Here is a 19,125-nt window from a genome sequence, read left to right on the forward strand (position 1 = left end):
ACGAAATGGTGCTTATTTAGGTGAACGGCTAAGTTTCAGCTTGACGGGAATCGAGCGGCCATTTACTTAGCTTTATGGCTAAGTATGATGCAAAGCTCGATGCTGTCTTCACTGCGCTGGGCGACCCGACCCGCCGCGAAATCCTGTCGCGGCTGGCGCGGGGCCCGGCCAGTGTCAGCGAGCTGGCGGCGCCGCACGACATGGCGTTGCCGTCCTTCATGGGCCATCTGCGAAAGCTGGAGGATGCCCGGCTGATCGCGACCGAGAAAAAGGGCCGCACCCGCATCTGCAGGCTGATGCCCGATGCCTTCCTGCCCGTCACCGGCTGGCTGGAGGAACAGCGCGCCCTGTGGGAAGGGCGGCTTGACCAGTCCGACGACTATGTCACCCAACTTGCAAGGAAACGCGAAAATGACCCTCGACCCGAAAACTGATCTCAGCTTCACCAGAACGCTGAAAGCGCCGCGCGCATTGCTCTGGGAATGCTGGACGACGCCCGAACACATCAAGCAGTTCTTCGTACCGAAGCCCCACAAGGTGACCGATTGCGAGATCGACCTGCGCGTTGGCGGGCGGTTCAATACCGTCTTCGAGGTCGAAGGCAAGAAGATGGACAACAAGGGCGTTTTTCTCGACGTTGTCGACCAGGAAAAGCTTGTCTTCACGGATGCCTACAGCGAAGGCTGGAAACCCGCGCCCGATCCGTTCATGACCGCCATCGTCCTGTTCGAGGATGCCGGCAACGGGGCGACCACCTACACCGCCATCGCCCGGCACCGTTCTGAGGAGTCGCGCAAGACCCATGAAGACATGGGCTTCTTCGACGGCTGGGGCACGGTGGCCGACCAGCTCGAGGCCTATGCGCAGTCGCTTGCGAAGTAACCGGCCCGACGTAGTCCCATAAATCGCCGCCACCTGCTTTTCCCTTCGCTGGATCGCCGCTAAGAACGTGCGGAACGACGAGAGAGGGCGCAGGTGGCGGAAATTATCCTTGTGCGGCATGGGCAGGCGAACAGCCATGCCACCGACGAAGAGAGCTATGACAGGCTGTCCGATCTCGGGCGGGAGCAGGCAAGGTGGCTGGGCGCGCACCTGCGCGATACCAACCCGCATTTCGACGCCGTCATCACCGGAACCCTGTCGCGCCAGACCGAAACGGCTCTGGAGATGGGGTTTGACATCACCAAGCAGGATGCGCGGCTCGACGAGCTGAGCTATTTCGCCATGGCCACGGCGATGGAGGCCCAGCACGGCATCCCCGCGCCGCGCGACCCGACAGAGTTCGCCATCCACCTGCCGCAGGTCATTACCCACTGGACCGAGGACCGACTGACCACGGTGCCCGAGACCTATCCGCAGTTTTCCGAACGCGTGACCGCGGTGGTCGACGAACTGTGCGGCGGGAACGGGCGCATCCTGATCGTGACCTCGGGCGGCGTGATCGGGATGGCGATGCGCCACGCGCTCGGGCTGGACAACAGCGGCATGGCCAAGGTCATGCTGCAGATCATGAACAGCTCGATGCACCGGCTGCATTACGTGCATGACATGCTGATGGTGGGGACGTTCAACGCCACGCCGCATCTGGACGCGCCCGACCGGGCCCACGCCCGCACCTTTGTCTGAGGGTTTTCAAGAATGACGCATCTTTGGGTCCGCGCCGAGCAGCGGGAAAACGAGGAACGCGTGGGCATCACGCCCGCCGGCGCGGCGGAGCTGATCGCGCAGGGGTTTCGCGTGACGGTCGAGGACAGCGCCACGCGCATCCTGCCGATCGAGGGCTATGCCGACGCGGGATGCGAGGTGGCGCCGGAGAACAGCTGGCCGGATGCCCCGCGCGAGGCGATCATCTTCGGGCTCAAGGAGTTGCCCGACGACGGCACGCCGCTGCCGCACCGGCACATCATGTTCGGCCATGCGTTCAAGGGCCAGTTCGCCGGCCGCCGCCTGCTGGAGCGGTTCAAGGCCGGGGGCGGGACGCTTTATGACCTCGAGTACCTCGTGGATGAGAGCGGCCGGCGCGTGGCTGCTTTCGGCTACTGGGCGGGCTATGCCGGGGCGGCAGTGTCGCTCAAGGCGTGGGCGGCGCAGAAACAGGGCGGCTATTGCCCGCCGGTCAGCACGTGGCGGGACAAGGGCGCGCTGCTGTCTGACCTCGCTGCCGATCTCGACAGGGCGGGCGGAACCCGGCCCACCGCCATCGTGATCGGTGCACTGGGCAGGGTCGGCACCGGTGCCGCGGACCTGTGTGAGGCCATGGGCATCACCCCCACCCGCTGGGACATGGAGGAGACCGCCTCGGGCGGGCCGTTCCCGGAGATCCTGGACCATGACCTGTTCTTCAACTGCATTCTCGCCCACCCCGGCACGCCCGTCTTCGTACCGCAATCGGCGCTCAACGCGGACCGCCGGCTATCCGTCGTAGGCGATATCGCCTGCGACCCCGACAGCGATTACAATCCGGTGCGGGTTTACAGCGAGGCCACAACCTGGGCCGCGCCGGCCGTCCGGGTGCATGACGCCCCGCCGCTCGACGTGATGGCGATCGACAACCTGCCGTCGCTTCTGCCGCTGGAGTCGTCGGAAGACTTTGCCGAACAGCTCTTCCCCTCGCTCAAGGCATTGGACAAGTTGCAAGAAAATGTCTGGGGCCGGGCCGAGGCCACGTTCCGGACCCATCTGAAGGAGGTCTGAGACATGACGATTCATTGGTGCGGCACCGGCCTTTCCGCCATCCCCGGCCTGCGGCGGCTGATCGAGAACGGGCACCCCGTCAAGGTCTGGAACCGGACCGCCGACAAGGCGCGAGAGGCGGTGGGCGACCTGACCGACAACATCGCCGCTTTCGATTTCGATCAGCTTTCGTCCGAAACCGAGGAAGGCGATGTGGTCGTCTCGATGCTGCCGGGCGACTGGCACGTGCCGATCGCCGAGATGTGCATCAATCACGGAGCGCATTTCGTCTCCTCCTCCTACATCGCGCCCGAGATGCGGGAGCTGCACGCCAAGGCGCTGGTGCGCGGGGTGTGCTGCGTCAACGAGGTCGGCCTCGACCCCGGCATCGACCACCTGATGGCGCATCACCTTGTGACCGATTACCGCGGGTCGGACGAATTCTCGCCCGACAACGACCTGTCTTTCACCTCCTATTGCGGCGGCATTCCGAAATACGCCAATGCCTTTCGCTACAAGTTCAGCTGGTCGCCCCTTGGCGTGCTGAAGGCGTTGCGTTCGCCTTCCCGGTCGATCCGAAACTTCACCGAGTTGCAGGTGGCTCGGCCGTGGGATGCGATTTCCAGCTACGACGCGCCACTGCCCACGCCGGAAACCTTCGAGGTCTACCCGAACCGCGACAGCGTGCCCTTCATCGAGGATTACCGCTTCGACCCCTCGTGGAGGGTGAAGGAATTCGTGCGCGGCACGCTGCGGCTCAACGGCTGGGCCGACGCATGGAAGGATATCTTTGCCGAGGTCGAGACGCTGGAAGGCAAATCCGGCGACGAGCGGCTGCGCGAGATGTCCGAGCAGTTCTGGAATGAGCACGCCTATGACGAGGGCGAGCCCGACCGCGTGGTGCTCTGTGTCTCGCTCAATGCCGAGCGTGAGGGGGTGACCGTCTGGCACAAGACCTTCGTGATGGATGCCTGGGGCGACGAGCGCGGCACGGCGATGGCGCGGCTTGTGTCAATCCCGGTGTCGCTGGCGATCGAGGCGTTGCTGAACCGCGAGATCCCGGCCGGGGTTTCGCCCGCCCCGCACGATCCGCGGCTGGTGCTGCGGTTCCTGGGCGAGGTGGACCGGCTGGCGCAGCATCTGCAGGTGGTCAATCACATGTGACCGGGGTCAGCCGGTGAAGCTGGCCTCGGAATAGAGCAGCCTCATGCGCGGATTGACGGTACGCTCGCCGTCGTGCGGTTCACCTGACAGCAGCGCGCAGACGGCCTTGTGCAGGTCCGAAAGATCGGCGTAACCCAGCCTGGGCACGTCATCGGTGCCGCCCTCGGTCTGGCCATGCGCGCCGAGGATCTCGATATCCCCGGGCAGGCTGTCGAGCCGCGTTTCGAGCGTGGCTCGGTAATCCGGCAGGGAGGCGCCGGGCGTCTGGGCATAGAGCGCCCCGCGATAAACGAAATCGGCCGCGTAGAGACGGTTCCGCGCCGGCTCCCACAGCGACACCGAGTCGGGCGAATGGCCGGGCGTGTGCAACAAGTGCAGGTGGCGCAGGCCCACCTGCAGAACGTCGCCGATCCCGGCCCAATGGCCGACAGGGAAGCTCGGTGGTGTGAGGTTCTCGTAATGCCCAAGATACGCCTCTTCGGTCGGGGTCAGCGTGTCATCGGGGGCCATCGCCCGAAGCATGGGCAGGTCGGCCACGATGACCGGGCCGAACGCGTTGACGCCGCCGAGATGGTCGAAATGCATGTGCGAGGGAAAGGCCTGGGTCGACGCGGCGGTATGCCGGGCCACCAGCGGGGCGATGGGGCGCCGCCCGGAGCCCGTGTCGAACAGCAGGCTCTCGCCGCCATCGGTGATCAGGTAGCTCCAGTTCTTCTGGTGATAGGCCGGCTCTCCGATCGCCAGGGTGTCGGCATCGACAGTGCCGACAGCGAACCAGACATCCTCCCATCGCAGGCCCTCGGCAAGCATGACGGTGTCTATCGGTTGTTCGAGATCACCCACGCCACTCACCCGGCATCCGCGACGAAACCCGCTGCTTCGATGCCCGCCACGGCAAAGGCCTCGTCATATTCCCCGGCCTCGCCTGCTACGCCAACCGCGCCGAGCACCTTGCCGCCCGAATCCCTTACGAAAACGCCGCCCTTGCTGGCGGTCAGTGGAAGGCCCGAGCGGGCCAGCGCCACCTCGCGCACGCCGTGAAACCAGTTCGGCGTCTCGTTGGCCCATTCCATCACGGTCTTCGTGGGTTTGCCGTAGAGGATGCAGGTGCGCGCCTTGGCCTCGGCGATATGCGCCAGAAGCGGTGCCGCGTCAGGTTCTCGCTGCATGGCCAGCGGATGGCCGCCGGCATCGACCACGCAGACGGCGATTCGCCGATCCGGGCCCGAGCGGGTACCGGACAGCGCGGTTTCGATGATCCGCAGGGCGGCGGGCAGGGAAAGATCGGTCATGGGCCGGGCCTGGCTTGGGGCGTGTCCCGCGAAGCCTAGTACGGCCCGGCATCGTTCCAAAGGCGTTTCTGCCGCCTCAGCCGCCCCGCACGAGGTCGTCTTCGTCGTCGATTACCGAAATGCCAAGCTCGTCGAGCCCGTTCTCGAGATGATCGGACAGGTGCGGCGATCCGAGCAGGTAGTCGGCGGTCGGCGTCGTCGCCTCGTTCATCGCAGTGGTTTTCGCCTCCTCCAACTCGTCTGCGCCGAAGCTGCCCCGGCCGATCCACATCACGGCGACAAGGCTGGCCTGTTCCTCCTCGGTCAGGCGGTCGATGAAGGCGCGAAGCTCGCCCTCGGCGCGGCCAAGTTCGCGCGCCATCAGGATCACCTGTGCGATCTTGTAGCTGCTGATCTCAAGCATGTTCCAACTCCCGTTCACGCATATGGCGAGGATCATCGCCTGACAGCTTAGCGGGAGTCCTTGATCTCACGCAAACAGCCGGTAGTAGGCCCAGTTCGGCAGGAACCGTGACAGCCGGAACACCCAGCTGAAGGCGGCGGGAAAATGCCGGTCGAAGGCACTCTCGTCACGCATCAGGGTCATCATCTCTGCCGCGGCCTGCTCCGGGGACATCAGGAACGGCATGCGAAAGTCGTTCTTGTCGGTGAGCCGGGTCTTGATGAAGCCGGGGTTGGCCAGTTGCACCCGCACCCCCGTGCGCCACAAATCGGCCCGCATCGACTGGGCCAGTGCCATCACCCCGGCCTTCGACGGGGCATAGCCCACGGCGCCGGGCAGTCCGCGAAAGCCGGACAGCGAGCCGGTCAGAACGATATGACCGTGATCCCGCTCGACCATCTTGGGCACGACCTGCCCCAGCACGCGGAAGGCGCCGGTGAAGTTGATGTCGGCCATCTTGATGCCGTGCTCGGTATTCCACTCGGTCGCCGGCATGGGCCAGTAGACGCCGGCCAGATAGACCAGCCCGTCGACTTCCCCGACCTCCTGCGCGGCGTTGCGCACGCTGTCCTCGTCGCTGACATCGATGGTCACCACCCGGGCGCGGCCGGGCAGGGCGGTCGCCACCTCCTCCAGCCGCTCGCGGTTGCGCGCGGACAGGATCAGGCTTGCCCCCTCGATGCTGAGCTTGTGGGCCAGAGCCTCGCCCAGCCCTTCGCTGGCGCCGACCAGCCAGTATGTCTTGCCAGAAAATTCCGTCAAACCGTGTCTACCCTTCGCATTGTTGCCACCAGTTCCGCCACCTTGATCCCGAACTTGCGAAACTGGCTGCGGTTCACGATCACCCCGTTCGGCGCAAGGTACATCCAGTCGGTCACGTTCAGCACGTGGCCCCCGGCCTCACGCGGGAGGCGGATCGTGTAGTTGAGGTTTACGCTGGGCCCCTCTTGTTGCCCGCTGCCGGTTCCGATCACATCGTCGGCCTCGGCCCTGATGCGGCCGTCATTTCCCAGTTGCAGCTGCCACTGGCGGGTCTGGGTGGTGCCGCTGTCATACAGGAAATACTCGGTCATCACGCCCCGATTGCCCTGCCAATTCGCCTCGAAATCCCCCACGAAACGAGAGGCGACGCGTCCGGTCGGCCCATAGATCACGCCCTCGCACTTGATTGCCCCGCTGAGATGGGTGCGCAGGTCAAAGGCGGGATCCTGACCGGCATAATCGGACGTTTTCTGTGCCGAGAAGCCCGTGATCCGGTTGAAGAGCAGAACGCCCGCCAGCGCCGCAATGACCCCGAGAAGGAAGCAAGTGACAGGCGTCATGCCGCAACCTCCCGTTCCCCGAAGTCAATCGTTGCCAACAGCCCGATCGCCAGCAGTTTCAGAATGCACGGCACCGCGCCGTAAAGCAGGCTGAGCAGCCAGAGCGCGCCGGCGCCGTTCTCTCCGCCGGCGGTGAATCCGCCCGCTTCGAGCAGCGGCAGGAGCGTGACCGCCGCGAAGGCCAGCGTGAATTTCGACACGAAGGACCACAGGCCGAACGCCTCGCTCGCGCCCGGCGATATCTCGGCCATGCGCCGGGCGAAGAGGGCGGGCAGAAGCGTCATGTCGGCCCCGAGCGCCGCGCCCGAGGCAAGGCAGATCAGCCCGAAGGCCAACGTATCGCCCGCGCCCAGCCAGATGGCACTGCCGAAGGAGAGGATCGAGAGCACCATGCCGATCAGCAGAACCCGTCTTGCACCCGCCGTCTCGGCCAGCTTGCCCCAGAAGGGCGCGGCCAGCGCGGCGGACAGGAAGAACAGCAACAGGAACGGACCTTCCCAGCCGGGCGCCTGAAGGCGGCTTTCCACGTAGAACAGGAAGAGGGTCGAGCTGACGGCGACAGGGGCCGCATTGAAGAGGGCCACCAGCAACAGCCTGCGGGCCACCGAGTCGCGCAGGACGGTGAGAAAGCCCATGTCGTTGCCAACCGCCGCGCCGCGCCATTCCCGGTGCATGGCCCGGATTGCCACGACGGACAGGAGGGCGAAGGCCAGCGCGAAGCCGCCATATCCCCCGATCAGCACCGGCGCGACCGAAGCGACGCAAATGCCCAGAAGGGCGCCGGTTTCCCGCCAGCGGGCGAGTTGGAGGTGGCCCTGGCCGGTCAATCGGGCGGCGGAGCACACGCCTTCGGCATAGAAGCAGATGGTCAGGTAGCTGAAGCTGGAGAAGACCAGCGTCAGCATGAGCGCGAACCATGCGAGCGGTGCGAAGGGCGGCGCAACCGCGAACAGGCCCAGCATCGCGGCGGCCATTGTAATCACGGCGACGGCCACCGAAATGGCCCGCCGGTTCTGAAGGAGGGATGCCAGACGACCGAGTAGCGGGTCCTGCACCACGTCGATCAGCCGCAGCGCAAACAGCACCGTTCCAAGGGCGGCCAGAGAGACGCCGTATTCGTCGACGTAGAATTTCGGCGCATGGATGTAGAGCGGCAGCCCGGCCGCGGCCAGCATGGCGGCAAAGAGGCCGAACGCAGGCAGGCGCGGCGCGGTTTTCACCGGCTGACCTCTTGCCGTGGCGGTTCGGGGCGGGCGCGGAAATGCGCGCCCTTCCACCACAGCTTCAGCGCCTGCCAGTGAATCAGCGCCAGAACCCGGCGCGACCCGAAGGGCCGCCGCAGGCAGGCGTTGATCAGGCTCCAGTTGCTCAGGCGTTGCCGCTTGCCGACCAGCGTCGCCGTGACGCCGCCATTGCCGCCGGTGAAATCGATCCAGATCCCGATATGGTCGGGGCGCAGGTCGAATCGGAACTCGTATCCCCCCTCGACCCGCTGGAAGGGCGACACGTGCAGAAGCTTGCGGGCTTTCAGCCGATCCTGCGCGCCGATCGGGGCAAGATCCTCGCGATGGCAGAGATAGCAATGGCGGTCGCCATAGGTGTTGGTGACCTCGGCGATGATCACGGGCACGTTGCCCTCGTCATCGCGGCAGATCCAGAATGCCACCGGGTTGAAGACGTGGCCGAGGATACGGGGCTGCGCGAGAAGCTCGATGCGCGCGGGGCTGCCCAGCCCATGCGTCTCCAGCACCTCGCGCACCCATGCCGGGCCGCGCCCGTGTTTCGGCGGCCCGCCATGATCGCTGTCCCAGACCGAGGCCAGCCCGGCGCGGTTTCGCCCGAACAGCCGGGGGGCGTCCGGTTCGCCCTCGGCATCGAGCAGCACGTAGTCGATCCCGTAGCGGAAGGCGTTCTCGACCGCGCCCTTGCGCCCGTGCCACGTGTGGCCGGCGATATGGTCGACCTGGTTCATTCGGCCGCCATCGGGATCGCGCTCTTCGCAACGATTGCGTCGGCCACCTCGAGCCCCGAGGCCAGCCCGTCCTCGTGAAAGCCGTCGCGCATCCACGCGCCGCAATACCACGTGTTCCGCGCCCCGTTCATCGCCCGCAACGTTGCCTGCGCGTCAAAGGCGGCAAGGTCATAGACAGGGTGGCGCAGGGTGACCTGGTCGTAGATCAGCTCCTCCCGGATCGGCCGGTTGGAGTTGAGCGTCACGAAATGCGGGTCATCCGCCGGGATCGGCTGCAGGCGGTTCATCCAGTAGGTGATGTCGATCTGGCCGTCGCGCCTTGCCGGGCTTTCGGAATAGTTCCACGACGACCAGACCGGGCGGCGCCTTGGCATCACGCTAGTATCGGCGTGCAGTACGACGTCGTTCGGCTGGTAGCGCACGGCGCCGAGCGCGGCCTTTTCCTCGGGGCTGGGGACGTTCAGCAGGGCGAGGCTGTCGTCGGAATGGGTGGCGAAAACGATATCGTCGAAATGCTCCCAGTCGCCGCCATGGGTCTTGACGAAGACGCCCGTCGCGTCGCGCCGCACGCCCTGCACCGGGCAGCCGAGGCGCAGTTCTGCCCCCTGCCGGCGGAGCGCGGCGCCGACCCGGTCCACGTACTGTACCGAGCCGCCCCGGACCGTGTACCACTGGTGCTGCCCGTCATAGGACAAAAGGCCGTGGTTCTTCAGGAACCGCACCATCGCCTTTGCCGGGAAGGCCCCCACCTGCCGTGTCGGCGTGGACCAGATCGCGCCGGTGAGGGGCAGCAGGTAATAGTCGCGGAACCAGCGGCCGGTCCCGACATGGTGCAGAAACTCGTTGATCGAGAGGTCGGGGCAAGCGCCCACCGTATCCAGCGCGCGGGCATTGAAGCGGAAGATGTCGCGCAGGAGCGACAGGAACCACGGATTCAGCGCATTGCGCTTCTGCGCAAAGAACGCCGCAGCCCCGGCCAGGCCGTATTCCACCGCGCCACCGCGCACCGATGCGCCGAAGCTCATGTCGCTCTTCGTGACGGGCACGTCGAGTTCCTTGAACAGGCGTGTCAGGTTCGGGTAATTGGCATGGTTAAAAACGATGAACCCGGTATCAACCGGCTGATCGCCATTCTTGCCGGCCATGACCGTACGGGCGTGGCCGCCCAACCGAGGCTCTGCCTCGAACAGGGTCACGTCCTGCAGGCCCGACAGGGCATAGGCCGCGCCCATTCCCGATATTCCTGCGCCAACCACGGCAACTCGTCTGCGCGTCATTGCGCCACTCTCAAACGGCATTCGTTCCCCAACTCGTTAATTCGTTGTTCTTGAGGGTTTTACGCGGGGGGGTGGGAATCGGATGAAAACGGAAAAAAATAATTAGTGGCGGTGATCCAACACGCCGGGATGTCCGTAAATTCCCCATGTACAGTGAAACCGCACCGTTGGAAGAGCCGGCAGTCTCGCCCGTCGTTATCGGGCGTGCTATTCACCGGTTACGACCGATAACGGTGGTGGAGCCGGTGAAAGCGAAGGACGAACCAGAATATCCAGGCCTCGAATGGTCGACGTGCATCCTTCGCATACGGGAGTCGCGCGACAAAGCGGCCTTTGCGGCGCTCTTTCGGCACTTTGCCCCGAGGGTGAAGGCATTCCTGATGCGTTCGGGCGCGGATGCCGCGATGGCCGAGGAATGCACGCAGGAGGTGATGGCCGCCGTGTGGCAAAAGGCGCACCAGTTCGACCCGACCCGCGCCAGCGCGGCGACCTGGATTTTCACCATCGCGCGGAATCGCAAGATCGACGCGCTGCGCAAGATGAAGCGGCCTGAACCGGAAGACCTTCCGTGGGGACCGGAAGAAGAGCCGGACCAGGAGGATATCCTGGCCCTGCAACAGGAGAGCGAGAAGCTGGAGCAGGCGGTTGCCGCGCTTCCTGCGAAACAGAGGGAACTGATCGAGAAGGCGTATTTCGGTGACCTGAGTCACCGTGAAATCGCCGAGGAAACCGGGCTTCCGCTCGGCACGATCAAATCGAGGATACGGCTGGCGCTGGATCGCCTGCGCCATGCGATGAAGTAGAAGAGAATGACACAGGACACGATCAAACATCACCTTACTGACGCGCTGCTGATGGCTTATTCGGCGGGCTCGCTCCCCGAGGCGTTCAGCCTTGCCGTGGCGGCGCATGTCTCGATGTGTGACGAATGCCGCGCCCGGCTCGGGGCGTTCGATACCGTCGGCGGTTCCTTGATGGACAGTTGCGAGGCGGAGGAGATGTCGGCAGACAGCCTTGCCTCGACGCTCAAGCTGATCGAGCTGTCCGACACGCGGCCGCTCGCGCCCGCTGACGCGGCGCCGATAGAAGAAGGCGTTCTTCCCGCGCCGGTGCGGGCCTATGTGGGCGGCGATCTCGAAGCGGTCCGCTGGCGATCCGTGGGGATGGGCGTGAAGCAGGCAATTCTGCCGACTTCAGGCGGTGCGACCGCGCGGCTGCTTTACATCCCCGCCGGTGCGGCCGTGCCGGATCACGGTCACAGGGGCACTGAACTGACGCTGGTTCTCAAGGGTGCTTTCGAGGACAAGGTCGATCATTTCGGCCCCGGCGATATCGAGGTCGCCAATGAAGACCTCGATCACACGCCGATTGCCGATATCGGCGAGGATTGCATCTGCCTTGCCGCGACCGACGCGCCGCTGAAATTCAACAGCTGGCTGCCGCGGATTGCGCAACCCTTCCTGCGGATTTGAGCTGCCGGATCACCGGCTCTTCAACTGTTTGAGCACGTCCTGCGAGGGGTTGCCATCGGGCCGCATACCAGCAGAGCGCTGAAAGTCGGCGATGGCCGTGCGGGTGTTCGGCCCGATCAGGCCGTCGATCTTCTCCAGCGCATAGCCGCGGCTTTTGAGCAGGCTCTGCAATTCCATCTTCTCGTTGAACGAGAGCGGTTCGTACCCGCGCGGCCATGGCCCCTGGATCGGCGGCCCGCCCTTCAAGCGGTCCGACAGGTGGCCGACCCCGAGGGCATAGGCGTCGGAATTGTTGTAGCGCTTGATGACCGAGAAATTCTTGAAGACGAGGAAGGCCGCACCATTGCGTCCCGCGGGCATCAGCAGCGATGCGCTACCATAATCGCGCACCGGCCGGCCATCTACGCCGACCACGCCGAGCTGGGCCCATTGCGACGGCATCCGCTGCCCGCCCGTACTCCCGAGCCCGCGGGGAACGCGTACTTCGACCCCCCATGGCTGGCCCGTGATCCAGCCGAAGCGCCGCAGGTAGGCGGCCGTCGATGCCAACGCATCGCCAGGATCGCTCGACCAGACGTCGCGTTTTCCGTCGCCGTCGAAATCGACCGCATAGGCCATGTACGACGTTGGAATGAACTGGGTGTGTCCCATTGCACCGGCCCAGGATCCTTGAAAATCGCGCAAGGTCACATCGCCTGACTGCACGATCTTCAGAGCCGTGATCAATTGCTTTTCGAAGAAACTGCCCCGCCGCCCGTCGAAGGCGAGCGTGGCGAGGGCGTCGATCATGGGATAGGTGCCCATGCGGGTGCCATAGCGGCTTTCCAATCCCCAGACCGCTGCCACAACTTCCTTGTCGACCCCGTAACGTTGCTCGATCCGCTGCAGGGTGGGGTTGTGGCGGCGCAGGGCCTGCTGGCCTTCCTCGACTTTCGGCGGGGCCGCGGCATTGTCGAGGTAATCCCAGATGTTGCTTTTGAACTCGGTCTGATTGCGATCCTTGATGATCACGTCGGGCGTGTAGCGCGCATTCTGGAAGGCCGCATCGAAGACGCGCGCACTTATCCCCTGGGCGAGTGCCCGGCCGCGGAACCCGCGTATCCATCTGTCGAAAGCGGCGTTAGAGGTCGATACGGGTGCGGCCTCGGCGGTTTCCAGATCCTTGGGTCTTGCCAGCGGTCGAACACTGCTGGTCAGCTCGGCGTATATGGTAGCCTGCGTATCGGCAACGGCAGGGATCTGCGTCCCGTCGGGCCGCGCCTTGGGGCGCAAAGACGTATCGATCGGGGATGCTAAGGCTATCCCGACGGTTGCAAACGTAGCCACGAAGGCCGTTATTACTGTGCTGCTCATGCCTGACCCTTTTGCCGGGTATTTTGACATATCGTAACGCGAACTCGGTTTTCGCGAAAGTGCCCCATCCGCTGGGGGCACGATCCCTGGCTCTATCCGGCCGCCCGCTCGTGCGCCTGATCGCTCATTTCGGCCAGATAGGCGCGCAACATGGGCACCCTGCGGGGCCGGAACGACGTACCTGTAAGCGACAATTCGCGCATCCGGTCCAACCTGAAAGCGCGGAAGTCCTCGCGCAGGTGACACCAGGCCAGCAAACAGTGCGAGGCCTGCATGTAGATCACCGAGAGCGGATCGACCTCGCGTTGCGTCTGGCGGCCCTCGGCATCGGTGTAGTCGAAACGGATGGTGCGCTCGTCCCAAGTGGCCTGCCGCAAGAGGCTTACATCGATGCCGGGCTCGGGCAGGGGCGTGAATCTCTGTGCCGTCAGCACCGCGTGTTTCAGGCGGTGTGCCTGGCTGGCCGGCAGCCGTGCGCCTAGCTTGGCCAGCGCCGAACGGGCGGCGGCGGCCAGCACCGGGTCGCCCACCTGATCGACCTCGCGAAGACCCAGCACCAGCGCCTCCAGCTCGTCGGTGTCGAAGCTGAGCGGCGGCAAAGCGGCATCTTCGATCAGCGTGTAGCCGAAACCCGAGGCGCCATCGATCACGGCTCCCAACCCCCGTAGCGTCTCGATATCGCGGTAGATCGTGCGCGGTGTCACGTCGAGCATGGCCGCCAGCCGCGCAGCGGTCGCGGGGGGCGGGACGCTGCGCAGGGCCTGCATCAGCTGGAACAATCTGTCGGTTCGGCTCATTGGGTCACTATCGCCGGTGCTCCTGACAAGTAGTGTCACGAAGTGTTGCTAACGTCCAGCCAACCCCGTCTTATCCAGAGTACGCCAATGCTGACCCTGCTTTCCTTTCCCGGTGACGACCGGCACCCGAGCTTCAGCCCGTTCTGCCTGAAGGCGATGTGCCTGCTCGACATGTCTGGCGAGGATTGGGAGCCGAGCTTCACGACCGACACGTCGAAAATGCCGTATCGCCGCCTGCCGGTCCTGAAAACGGCCGAGGCGCTGATACCGGATAGCGGCCGGATCCAGGCATGGCTCGAAGAGCGTGGCGCGGGGTTCGACGAGTCCCTGACAGCAGGGGAACGGGCGCACAGCCACGCGCTTGTGCGGATGGTCGAAGACGGGTTGCGGTATGGGCTGGTGCATGACCGCTGGTTGCGAGACGAGTGCTGGGAGGTGCTGCGCGACCGGTTTTTCGGCGAACTGCCGGCGCCCCTTCGCGGTACGATTGCCGGAACGGCCCGCAAGCGCATACGTCGCATGCTTGAAATGCAGGGTATTGCCCGGTTTTCCGAGGCCGACCGGTTGAGCGCCATGGCGCGCGACCTGGAGGCAATCCGGAACACGCTCGGCAATACCGGGTACCTGTTCGGGCCCGCCCCGAGTTCCGCCGATGCGGCGGTGGTGCCGGTGCTCGACATGATCCGCGCGTTGCCTTGCGAGACGGAGCTGAGGACATTGGTTCGCGACGACGATCGCATCGCTGCCTATCTCGACCGCGCCGCAGCCGTCCTTTACCCGTCATGAGCCTCGACGGTATGTCGGATCCGGTCCGCGATGTCATCGACGGATACCCGCCCGAAGCGCGCGAGGGCGTGTTGGCGCTTCGCCGGCTGATCTTCGAAGTGGCGCGCGGCCTTCCCATGGTCGGCCCGCTCGACGAGACACTCAAATGGGGCCAGCCCGCCTATCTTCCCCGGCGGCCCCGCACGGGGTCCACGCTTCGCACAGGCCTCCACAATGAGTCGCAGTTCGCGCTCTTCGCCCATTGTCAGACGACCATAATCTCGAGCTATGCTGCGGCTTTTCCGGCTTGGGACAGGCTCGACGGGCACCGTGCGGTACTTTTCGACGCGCCGGCCCAGATCGAGCCGGAGCGATTGTCGCATCTGATCCGGCATGCGCTGACCTATCATCTCCGACCTGGCCAAGCCCCAGGAAATATAGGTATTGCGGCCCCTTGAAAGGTCGCTGCACCAACCGCATCTGCCGAGTCTGAACGCCCAGTCCCCGGGCGCCAATACGCAAGGGAGCACGGGTATGGACATTGTCCTCGTTCTAGCCGGGCTGGTCGCGTTACTGGTCGGTGGCGACATGCTGGTCCGCGGCGCCGTGGCATTGGCGCGGGCCTTCGGCGTGTCGCCCCTGCTGATCGGGCTGACCATCGTGGGCTTCGGCACCTCGGCGCCGGAACTCGTCACCAGCCTGCAAGCGGCTTTCGCCGGATCGCCCGGCATCGCCATCGGCAACATCGTCGGCAGCAACAGCGGCAACATCCTTCTCATCCTCGGCATCGGTGCACTGATCGCCCCCATCAGCGTGGCGCCAGAGGTGTTGAAACGCGACGGCAGCGTCTTGGCCCTGGCCACTCTCGCCTGCGTCGGCGCCGTTATGGCCGGGGGTGTCGGTCGGGCGATCGGGGCCGCGTTTGTGGCCGCCTTGCTGGCCTATCTTTTGGCAACAGTTCTCATCGAGCGCCGCCGCCAAACGGCCGCCGCTGGCATGTACGAACACGAGGCCGAGGTTCTGCCCGCACCGCGAGGCGCCACGTGGCGTGCGGCGCTGATCCTTCTGGTCGGTCTCGCCGCTACCCTGTTGGGCGCGCGGTTCCTTGTCGACGGTGCCATATCGCTGGCCGAGCGGTTTGGCATGCCCGAGGAAGTGATCGGCCTGACCATCGTCGCCATCGGCACCTCGATGCCCGAACTGGTGACATCCGTCATCGCGGCGCGCAAGGGGCAGGGCGACGTGGCCTTCGGCAACGTCGTGGGCAGTAATATCTTCAACATCCTCGGCATCCTGGGCATCACCGCCATGGTGTCGCCCCTCGCCATACCCGCCAGCATCGCCGGGTTCGACATCTGGGTCATGCTGGCCGCGACCGTGATCTTCCTGGTCTTCGCGCGCAGCGGTTGGCGCGTTGGGCGGCGCGAGGGCGCGGCGTTGGTCACGGCCTACGTGGCCTATGTCGGCTGGCTGGTCTTGACGGTCTAGCGCCGGCTGCGCTTGACCTTCCGCTTGACCTTGGCGTCCTTCTTCGCGGCCCGCGCGGGCTTGCGCTTGACCGGTTTGCCACGGGACTTGCCGCGCTTGGCGCTTTGACCCTGTTGCACGGTCTTGCCGTCAATGCTGATCAGGTCGAGCGCGATGCCCCCCGTCACCGGCGCCGCTTCGGACAGGCGCACAGTAACCCGCTGACCCAGTCCGATGGTGAGGCCCGTATCGGCCCCCATCAGGGTGCCTGCATCCCGGTCGAAATGAAAGTATTCCCGCCCCAGCGCGCGCACCGGGATCAGCCCGTCGGCGCCGGTCTCGTCCAGCCGCACGAAGGCGCCGAACCGGGCCACGCCGCTGACCCGGCCGGTGAACTCTTCGCCCACCCGTTCCGAGAGGTAGGCGGCAAGGTAGCGGTCGTTCGTGTCCCGCTCGGCGGTCATCGAGCGGCGCTCGGTCTCGCTGATATGTTCGGCGGTGCCTTGCAGTTGCTCCTCGTCGGCGCGGCTCAGCCCGTCTTCGCCCCAGCCATGGGCCGAGATCAGCCCCCGGTGCACGATGAGGTCGGCATAGCGCCGGATCGGCGAGGTAAAATGCGAATAGGCCTGCAACGCCAGCCCGAAATGACCGAAATTCGACGGGTTGTAATAGGCCTGGGTCATGGCGCGAAGGGTCGACATGTTGATCACGTCGGAATGGTCGGTGCCCTCGGCGGCATGCAGAAGCTGGTTCAGGTGCGACGTGCGCAGAACCTGACCCTTGGCCAGCACCAGCCCGGCGGCCTCGGCCACCTCGCGCAGGGTCTCGAGCTTCTCGGGCGGCGGCTCTTCGTGGACGCGGAAGAGCAGGGGGGATTTCTTGGCGATCAGGGTCTCGGCGGCGGCCACGTTGGCCAGCACCATGAACTCCTCGATCAGCTTGTGGGCATCCAGCCGGTCGGCGAAATTGACTGACAGCACCTTGCCCTCGTCGCTCAGCACCACCTTGCGCTCGGGCAGGTCGAGGTCGAGCGGCTGGCGCGTCTTGCGGGCGGTCTGCAGGGCGGCGTGCGCGGCGTAGAGCGGCTTGATCACCTCGTCCATCAGCGGGCCGCACTTGTCGCTGGGCTCCCCGTCCATCGCCCGCTGCACTTCCTCGTAGCTCAGCGAGGCGGCGGAGCGCATCAGCCCGCGCACGAAGCGGTGGCCGACCTTCTGGCCATGCGCGTCGATCTGCATCCGCACGGCGATACAGGCACGGGGCACGCCCTCGTGCAGGCTGCACAGGTCGCCTGACAGGCGGTCGGGAAGCATCGGCACGACGCGATCGGGGAAGTAGCTGGAATTGCCCCGCTTGCGCGCCTCGGCATCCAGCGCCGAGCCGGGGGGCACGTAATGCGCCACATCCGCGATGGCGACCCAAAGCACATGGCCGCCCTCATTCTTCGGGTCGTCATCGGCATGGGCCCAGACCGCATCGTCATGGTCGCGCGCATCCGAGGGGTCGATGGTGACCAGAGGCATGTCGCGCAGGTCTTCGCGCCCCGACAGGCCGGCGGGCTTCATACTGTCCGCCTCGGTGATCACTTCGTCGGGAAAATCGTCGGGAATGCCGTGCTGGTGGATGGCAATGAGCGATACAGCCTTGGGTGCCGACGGGTCGCCCAGCCGCTCGACGATGCGCGCCTTGGGCAGGCCCATCCGGCCCTTGGGCCCGGCCTGTTCGGCCTCGACCAGTTCGCCATCCTTGGCGCCGCCAGTGGCATCGGCCGCCACGGTCCATTCCTTGCCGTCGCCCTTGTCAATGGGCATGACCCGCCCGCCCTCGACGCCCTTGCGGAACACGCCGAGGATCTTACGCGGGTTGGTTCCGATGCGGCGGATCAGGCGGGCCTCGTAATGGTGATCCTCGCCCTTGACCTCCTGCAAACGCGCCAGGATCCGGTCGCCTTCGCCAAGCGCCGGGTCCGATGCGCGCGGGATCAGCAGGACCACCGGCTCGACCCCCTCGCCGTGCCATTCCAGCGGCTTGGCCAGTAGTTCACCGTCGCTGGTCTGGCCCGAGACCTGCAACACGCTCACCGGCGGCAGCTTGTCGGGGTCGCGGTAGGTCTTCTTGCGCTTCTCGAGATGACCCTCATCCTCGAGTTCCCTAAGTACGCGTTTCAGGTCGATCCGCGCAGCGCCCTTGATCCCGAAGGCCTTGGCGATATCGCGTTTCGAGGTAAGTGTCGGGTTGTCGGAAATCCACTTGAGGATTTCGTCCTTCGAGGGCGTCTGGCTCATGGGAGTGAGGTAGCACGGTTGGGTAGGAGCGTCATCCGGGAAAAACGCGGGCGATGCGCGACTGTTCCTGCCCTATTCCGGCGTCACCCCTGTCTGAGCATCCGGAATGCGGCCGAGGCGCCCCATCCGGCGGCGATGGCGATGGCCAGCGACATGAGCCCGTAGAACAGAGGCTGTTCCCGCGACATGTTGTAGAGCCAGCGTTCCAGTCCGACCTTGCGCACGTCGATCGTGGTTTCGTAGACCGAGACGACCCTGCCTTCCCGTGTCAGGAAAATGCGGGTGGAATATTCCCCCTCGGTCAGGTTCGCCGGCATGTCGATGGCTGTACGAAACAGCGTCTGCTGATCGACGGCCACCGAATCCTCGACGATCTTGTACAGCCCCGAGCGTTCGCGGATACGCACCACGGCATCGGCGAAGTTCTGGGCCCCGCGAATATGCATCGCCGCGCCGACCGAGCGGATGGCCCGTTCGATGGAGATCCGGTGGCGCAGGTCCTCGACATCGGTCAGCACTTCGCCGAACGGCCCGCTGGTGGCGACCGCGTAAAAGCTGGGCGCGCTGTCAACAAGGACGCTGTCGGTATTCAACCAGATGCCGAACCGCCGTTCCTTGCGGCGCACGAGCACGGGCTTCGACGGCCCCGAGACCGCGACGACCACCTGAAGCGGCGGGCCCGCAGGGATCGGCACTTCCCGCTTCACCGCTCCGAAAACCAGGATGTGCGAACCATCGAAGTTCGCCGTGATTGCCACTTCGTCCTGGCTGAGGCCAAGCACGACTTCCTCGGCCCGGGCGGGCAGGGCGAAGAGCAGGAGGATGACCAGGAGCCGCGCCATCG

Annotated in this window: 22 protein-coding genes; 10 read left to right on the forward strand and 12 right to left on the reverse strand. The window is 65.3% G+C overall.

The window, feature by feature from the left end; translation table 11 throughout:
* Nucleotides 1-74: 74 nt before the first annotated feature.
* From ACO07J_RS20605 to ACO07J_RS20625, 5 genes are all read left to right on the forward strand, one after another.
* Nucleotides 75-434, forward strand: a complete 360-nt coding sequence (locus ACO07J_RS20605) for an ArsR/SmtB family transcription factor (RefSeq protein WP_422032450.1) — start codon at nt 75-77, stop codon at nt 432-434.
* The gene (locus ACO07J_RS20610) at nt 412-882 is read left to right on the forward strand and encodes an SRPBCC family protein (protein ID WP_422032452.1); all 471 of its coding nucleotides are present in this window, start codon (nt 412-414) and stop codon (nt 880-882) included. Before ACO07J_RS20605 ends, ACO07J_RS20610 begins: the two co-directional genes overlap by 23 nt.
* Nucleotides 883-975: 93 nt before the next feature.
* Nucleotides 976-1,626, forward strand: coding sequence for a histidine phosphatase family protein (locus ACO07J_RS20615; protein ID WP_422032454.1), 651 nt, complete (start codon nt 976-978; stop codon nt 1,624-1,626).
* A gap of 12 nt (nt 1,627-1,638) precedes the next feature.
* Nucleotides 1,639-2,694 (forward strand): saccharopine dehydrogenase, encoded by a 1,056-nt coding sequence (locus ACO07J_RS20620; RefSeq protein WP_422032456.1) that lies wholly within the window; start codon nt 1,639-1,641, stop codon nt 2,692-2,694.
* Between the two features lie 3 nt (nt 2,695-2,697).
* Nucleotides 2,698-3,837: a saccharopine dehydrogenase family protein gene (locus ACO07J_RS20625; RefSeq protein ID WP_422032458.1), complete on the forward strand. Its 1,140-nt coding sequence runs from the start codon at nt 2,698-2,700 to the stop codon at nt 3,835-3,837.
* Between the two features lie 6 nt (nt 3,838-3,843).
* Here the strand turns inward: ACO07J_RS20625 and ACO07J_RS20630 are convergent, their stop codons facing one another.
* From ACO07J_RS20630 to ACO07J_RS20665, 8 genes are all read right to left on the reverse strand, one after another.
* Nucleotides 3,844-4,680, reverse strand: a complete 837-nt coding sequence (locus tag ACO07J_RS20630) for an MBL fold metallo-hydrolase (protein ID WP_422032460.1) — start codon at nt 4,678-4,680, stop codon at nt 3,844-3,846.
* Between the two features lie 5 nt (nt 4,681-4,685).
* Entirely contained in the window at nt 4,686-5,129 is a 444-nt protein-coding gene (locus ACO07J_RS20635) for a GlcG/HbpS family heme-binding protein (protein WP_422032462.1), read from the reverse strand.
* Nucleotides 5,130-5,205: 76 nt separating this feature from the next.
* Nucleotides 5,206-5,532 carry a DUF3775 domain-containing protein gene (locus ACO07J_RS20640; RefSeq protein WP_422032464.1) on the reverse strand — a complete coding sequence of 109 codons (327 nt, stop codon included), beginning with the start codon at nt 5,530-5,532 and terminating at the stop codon, nt 5,206-5,208.
* Between the two features lie 66 nt (nt 5,533-5,598).
* Nucleotides 5,599-6,333 (reverse strand): SDR family NAD(P)-dependent oxidoreductase, encoded by a 735-nt coding sequence (locus tag ACO07J_RS20645; RefSeq protein WP_422032466.1) that lies wholly within the window; start codon nt 6,331-6,333, stop codon nt 5,599-5,601.
* Entirely contained in the window at nt 6,330-6,893 is a 564-nt protein-coding gene (locus tag ACO07J_RS20650) for a DUF3833 domain-containing protein (protein ID WP_422032468.1), read from the reverse strand. The genes ACO07J_RS20645 and ACO07J_RS20650 overlap by 4 nt, the downstream gene beginning before the upstream one ends.
* Nucleotides 6,890-8,113, reverse strand: a complete 1,224-nt coding sequence (locus ACO07J_RS20655) for an MFS transporter (RefSeq protein ID WP_422032470.1) — start codon at nt 8,111-8,113, stop codon at nt 6,890-6,892. Before ACO07J_RS20655 ends, ACO07J_RS20650 begins: the two co-directional genes overlap by 4 nt.
* Nucleotides 8,110-8,865: a DUF1365 domain-containing protein gene (locus tag ACO07J_RS20660; RefSeq protein WP_422032472.1), complete on the reverse strand. Its 756-nt coding sequence runs from the start codon at nt 8,863-8,865 to the stop codon at nt 8,110-8,112. Before ACO07J_RS20660 ends, ACO07J_RS20655 begins: the two co-directional genes overlap by 4 nt.
* Complete coding sequence (locus ACO07J_RS20665; RefSeq protein WP_422032474.1) at nt 8,862-10,163, reverse strand: NAD(P)/FAD-dependent oxidoreductase; 1,302 nt, start codon at nt 10,161-10,163, stop codon at nt 8,862-8,864. Before ACO07J_RS20665 ends, ACO07J_RS20660 begins: the two co-directional genes overlap by 4 nt.
* A 125-nt stretch (nt 10,164-10,288) precedes the next feature.
* Between ACO07J_RS20665 and ACO07J_RS20670 the strand changes: the two genes are divergently transcribed.
* Together ACO07J_RS20670 and ACO07J_RS20675 are read left to right on the forward strand one after the other, a co-directional pair.
* The gene (locus ACO07J_RS20670; RefSeq protein ID WP_422032476.1) at nt 10,289-10,945 is read left to right on the forward strand and encodes a sigma-70 family RNA polymerase sigma factor; all 657 of its coding nucleotides are present in this window, start codon (nt 10,289-10,291) and stop codon (nt 10,943-10,945) included.
* Nucleotides 10,946-10,951: 6 nt separating this feature from the next.
* Nucleotides 10,952-11,614: a ChrR family anti-sigma-E factor gene (locus tag ACO07J_RS20675; protein WP_422032478.1), complete on the forward strand. Its 663-nt coding sequence runs from the start codon at nt 10,952-10,954 to the stop codon at nt 11,612-11,614.
* Nucleotides 11,615-11,623: 9 nt separating this feature from the next.
* Here ACO07J_RS20675 and ACO07J_RS20680 read toward each other — a convergent pair whose 3' ends face one another.
* Nucleotides 11,624-12,967: a lytic murein transglycosylase gene (locus tag ACO07J_RS20680; protein WP_422032480.1), complete on the reverse strand. Its 1,344-nt coding sequence runs from the start codon at nt 12,965-12,967 to the stop codon at nt 11,624-11,626.
* Nucleotides 12,968-13,059: 92 nt separating this feature from the next.
* Nucleotides 13,060-13,764 (reverse strand): helix-turn-helix transcriptional regulator, encoded by a 705-nt coding sequence (locus ACO07J_RS20685; RefSeq protein WP_422033478.1) that lies wholly within the window; start codon nt 13,762-13,764, stop codon nt 13,060-13,062.
* Nucleotides 13,765-13,851: 87 nt separating this feature from the next.
* Here ACO07J_RS20685 and ACO07J_RS20690 point away from each other — a divergent pair, with 87 nt between their 5' ends.
* The 3 genes from ACO07J_RS20690 to ACO07J_RS20700 all read left to right on the forward strand — a co-directional run bounded on the left by ACO07J_RS20690 (nt 13,852) and on the right by ACO07J_RS20700 (nt 16,017).
* Nucleotides 13,852-14,550: a glutathione S-transferase family protein gene (locus tag ACO07J_RS20690; protein ID WP_422032482.1), complete on the forward strand. Its 699-nt coding sequence runs from the start codon at nt 13,852-13,854 to the stop codon at nt 14,548-14,550.
* 11 nt (nt 14,551-14,561) lie between these two features.
* Nucleotides 14,562-14,987 carry a DUF1801 domain-containing protein gene (locus tag ACO07J_RS20695; RefSeq protein ID WP_422032484.1) on the forward strand — a complete coding sequence of 142 codons (426 nt, stop codon included), beginning with the start codon at nt 14,562-14,564 and terminating at the stop codon, nt 14,985-14,987.
* A 76-nt stretch (nt 14,988-15,063) separates the two neighbouring features.
* On the forward strand, nt 15,064-16,017 hold the full coding sequence (locus ACO07J_RS20700) for a calcium/sodium antiporter (RefSeq protein WP_422032485.1): 954 nt from the start codon (nt 15,064-15,066) through the stop codon (nt 16,015-16,017).
* Here ACO07J_RS20700 and rnr read toward each other — a convergent pair.
* Nucleotides 16,014-18,281, reverse strand: coding sequence for a ribonuclease R (gene rnr, locus ACO07J_RS20705; protein WP_422032487.1), 2,268 nt, complete (start codon nt 18,279-18,281; stop codon nt 16,014-16,016). The genes ACO07J_RS20700 and rnr overlap by 4 nt on opposite strands.
* A gap of 83 nt (nt 18,282-18,364) precedes the next feature.
* Nucleotides 18,365-19,123 carry a TIGR02186 family protein gene (locus tag ACO07J_RS20710; RefSeq protein WP_422032490.1) on the reverse strand — a complete coding sequence of 253 codons (759 nt, stop codon included), beginning with the start codon at nt 19,121-19,123 and terminating at the stop codon, nt 18,365-18,367.
* Nucleotides 19,124-19,125 lie beyond the last annotated feature (2 nt).

It is taken from the genome of Roseovarius sp. (genome assembly GCF_965228755.1).
Classification (GTDB): Bacteria; Pseudomonadota; Alphaproteobacteria; order Rhodobacterales; family Rhodobacteraceae; genus Roseovarius.

Bases quoted from the DNA above. Each gene is read 5' to 3' on its own strand.
- ACO07J_RS20710 (WP_422032490.1), bottom strand. From the start codon at position 19,123: ATGGCGCGGCTCCTGGTCATCCTCCTGCTCTTCGCCCTGCCCGCCCGG.
- ACO07J_RS20670 (WP_422032476.1), top strand. From the start codon at position 10,289: ATGTACAGTGAAACCGCACCGTTGGAAGAGCCGGCAGTCTCGCCCGTC.
- rnr (WP_422032487.1), bottom strand. From the start codon at position 18,281: ATGAGCCAGACGCCCTCGAAGGACGAAATCCTCAAGTGGATTTCCGAC.
- ACO07J_RS20640 (WP_422032464.1), bottom strand. From the start codon at position 5,532: ATGCTTGAGATCAGCAGCTACAAGATCGCACAGGTGATCCTGATGGCG.
- ACO07J_RS20650 (WP_422032468.1), bottom strand. From the start codon at position 6,893: ATGACGCCTGTCACTTGCTTCCTTCTCGGGGTCATTGCGGCGCTGGCG.
- ACO07J_RS20680 (WP_422032480.1), bottom strand. From the start codon at position 12,967: ATGAGCAGCACAGTAATAACGGCCTTCGTGGCTACGTTTGCAACCGTC.
- ACO07J_RS20610 (WP_422032452.1), top strand. From the start codon at position 412: ATGACCCTCGACCCGAAAACTGATCTCAGCTTCACCAGAACGCTGAAA.
- ACO07J_RS20620 (WP_422032456.1), top strand. From the start codon at position 1,639: ATGACGCATCTTTGGGTCCGCGCCGAGCAGCGGGAAAACGAGGAACGC.
- ACO07J_RS20665 (WP_422032474.1), bottom strand. From the start codon at position 10,163: ATGCCGTTTGAGAGTGGCGCAATGACGCGCAGACGAGTTGCCGTGGTT.
- ACO07J_RS20660 (WP_422032472.1), bottom strand. From the start codon at position 8,865: ATGAACCAGGTCGACCATATCGCCGGCCACACGTGGCACGGGCGCAAG.
- ACO07J_RS20625 (WP_422032458.1), top strand. From the start codon at position 2,698: ATGACGATTCATTGGTGCGGCACCGGCCTTTCCGCCATCCCCGGCCTG.
- ACO07J_RS20635 (WP_422032462.1), bottom strand. From the start codon at position 5,129: ATGACCGATCTTTCCCTGCCCGCCGCCCTGCGGATCATCGAAACCGCG.
- ACO07J_RS20605 (WP_422032450.1), top strand. From the start codon at position 75: ATGGCTAAGTATGATGCAAAGCTCGATGCTGTCTTCACTGCGCTGGGC.
- ACO07J_RS20700 (WP_422032485.1), top strand. From the start codon at position 15,064: ATGGACATTGTCCTCGTTCTAGCCGGGCTGGTCGCGTTACTGGTCGGT.
- ACO07J_RS20675 (WP_422032478.1), top strand. From the start codon at position 10,952: ATGACACAGGACACGATCAAACATCACCTTACTGACGCGCTGCTGATG.
- ACO07J_RS20690 (WP_422032482.1), top strand. From the start codon at position 13,852: ATGCTGACCCTGCTTTCCTTTCCCGGTGACGACCGGCACCCGAGCTTC.
- ACO07J_RS20685 (WP_422033478.1), bottom strand. From the start codon at position 13,764: ATGAGCCGAACCGACAGATTGTTCCAGCTGATGCAGGCCCTGCGCAGC.
- ACO07J_RS20695 (WP_422032484.1), top strand. From the start codon at position 14,562: ATGTCGGATCCGGTCCGCGATGTCATCGACGGATACCCGCCCGAAGCG.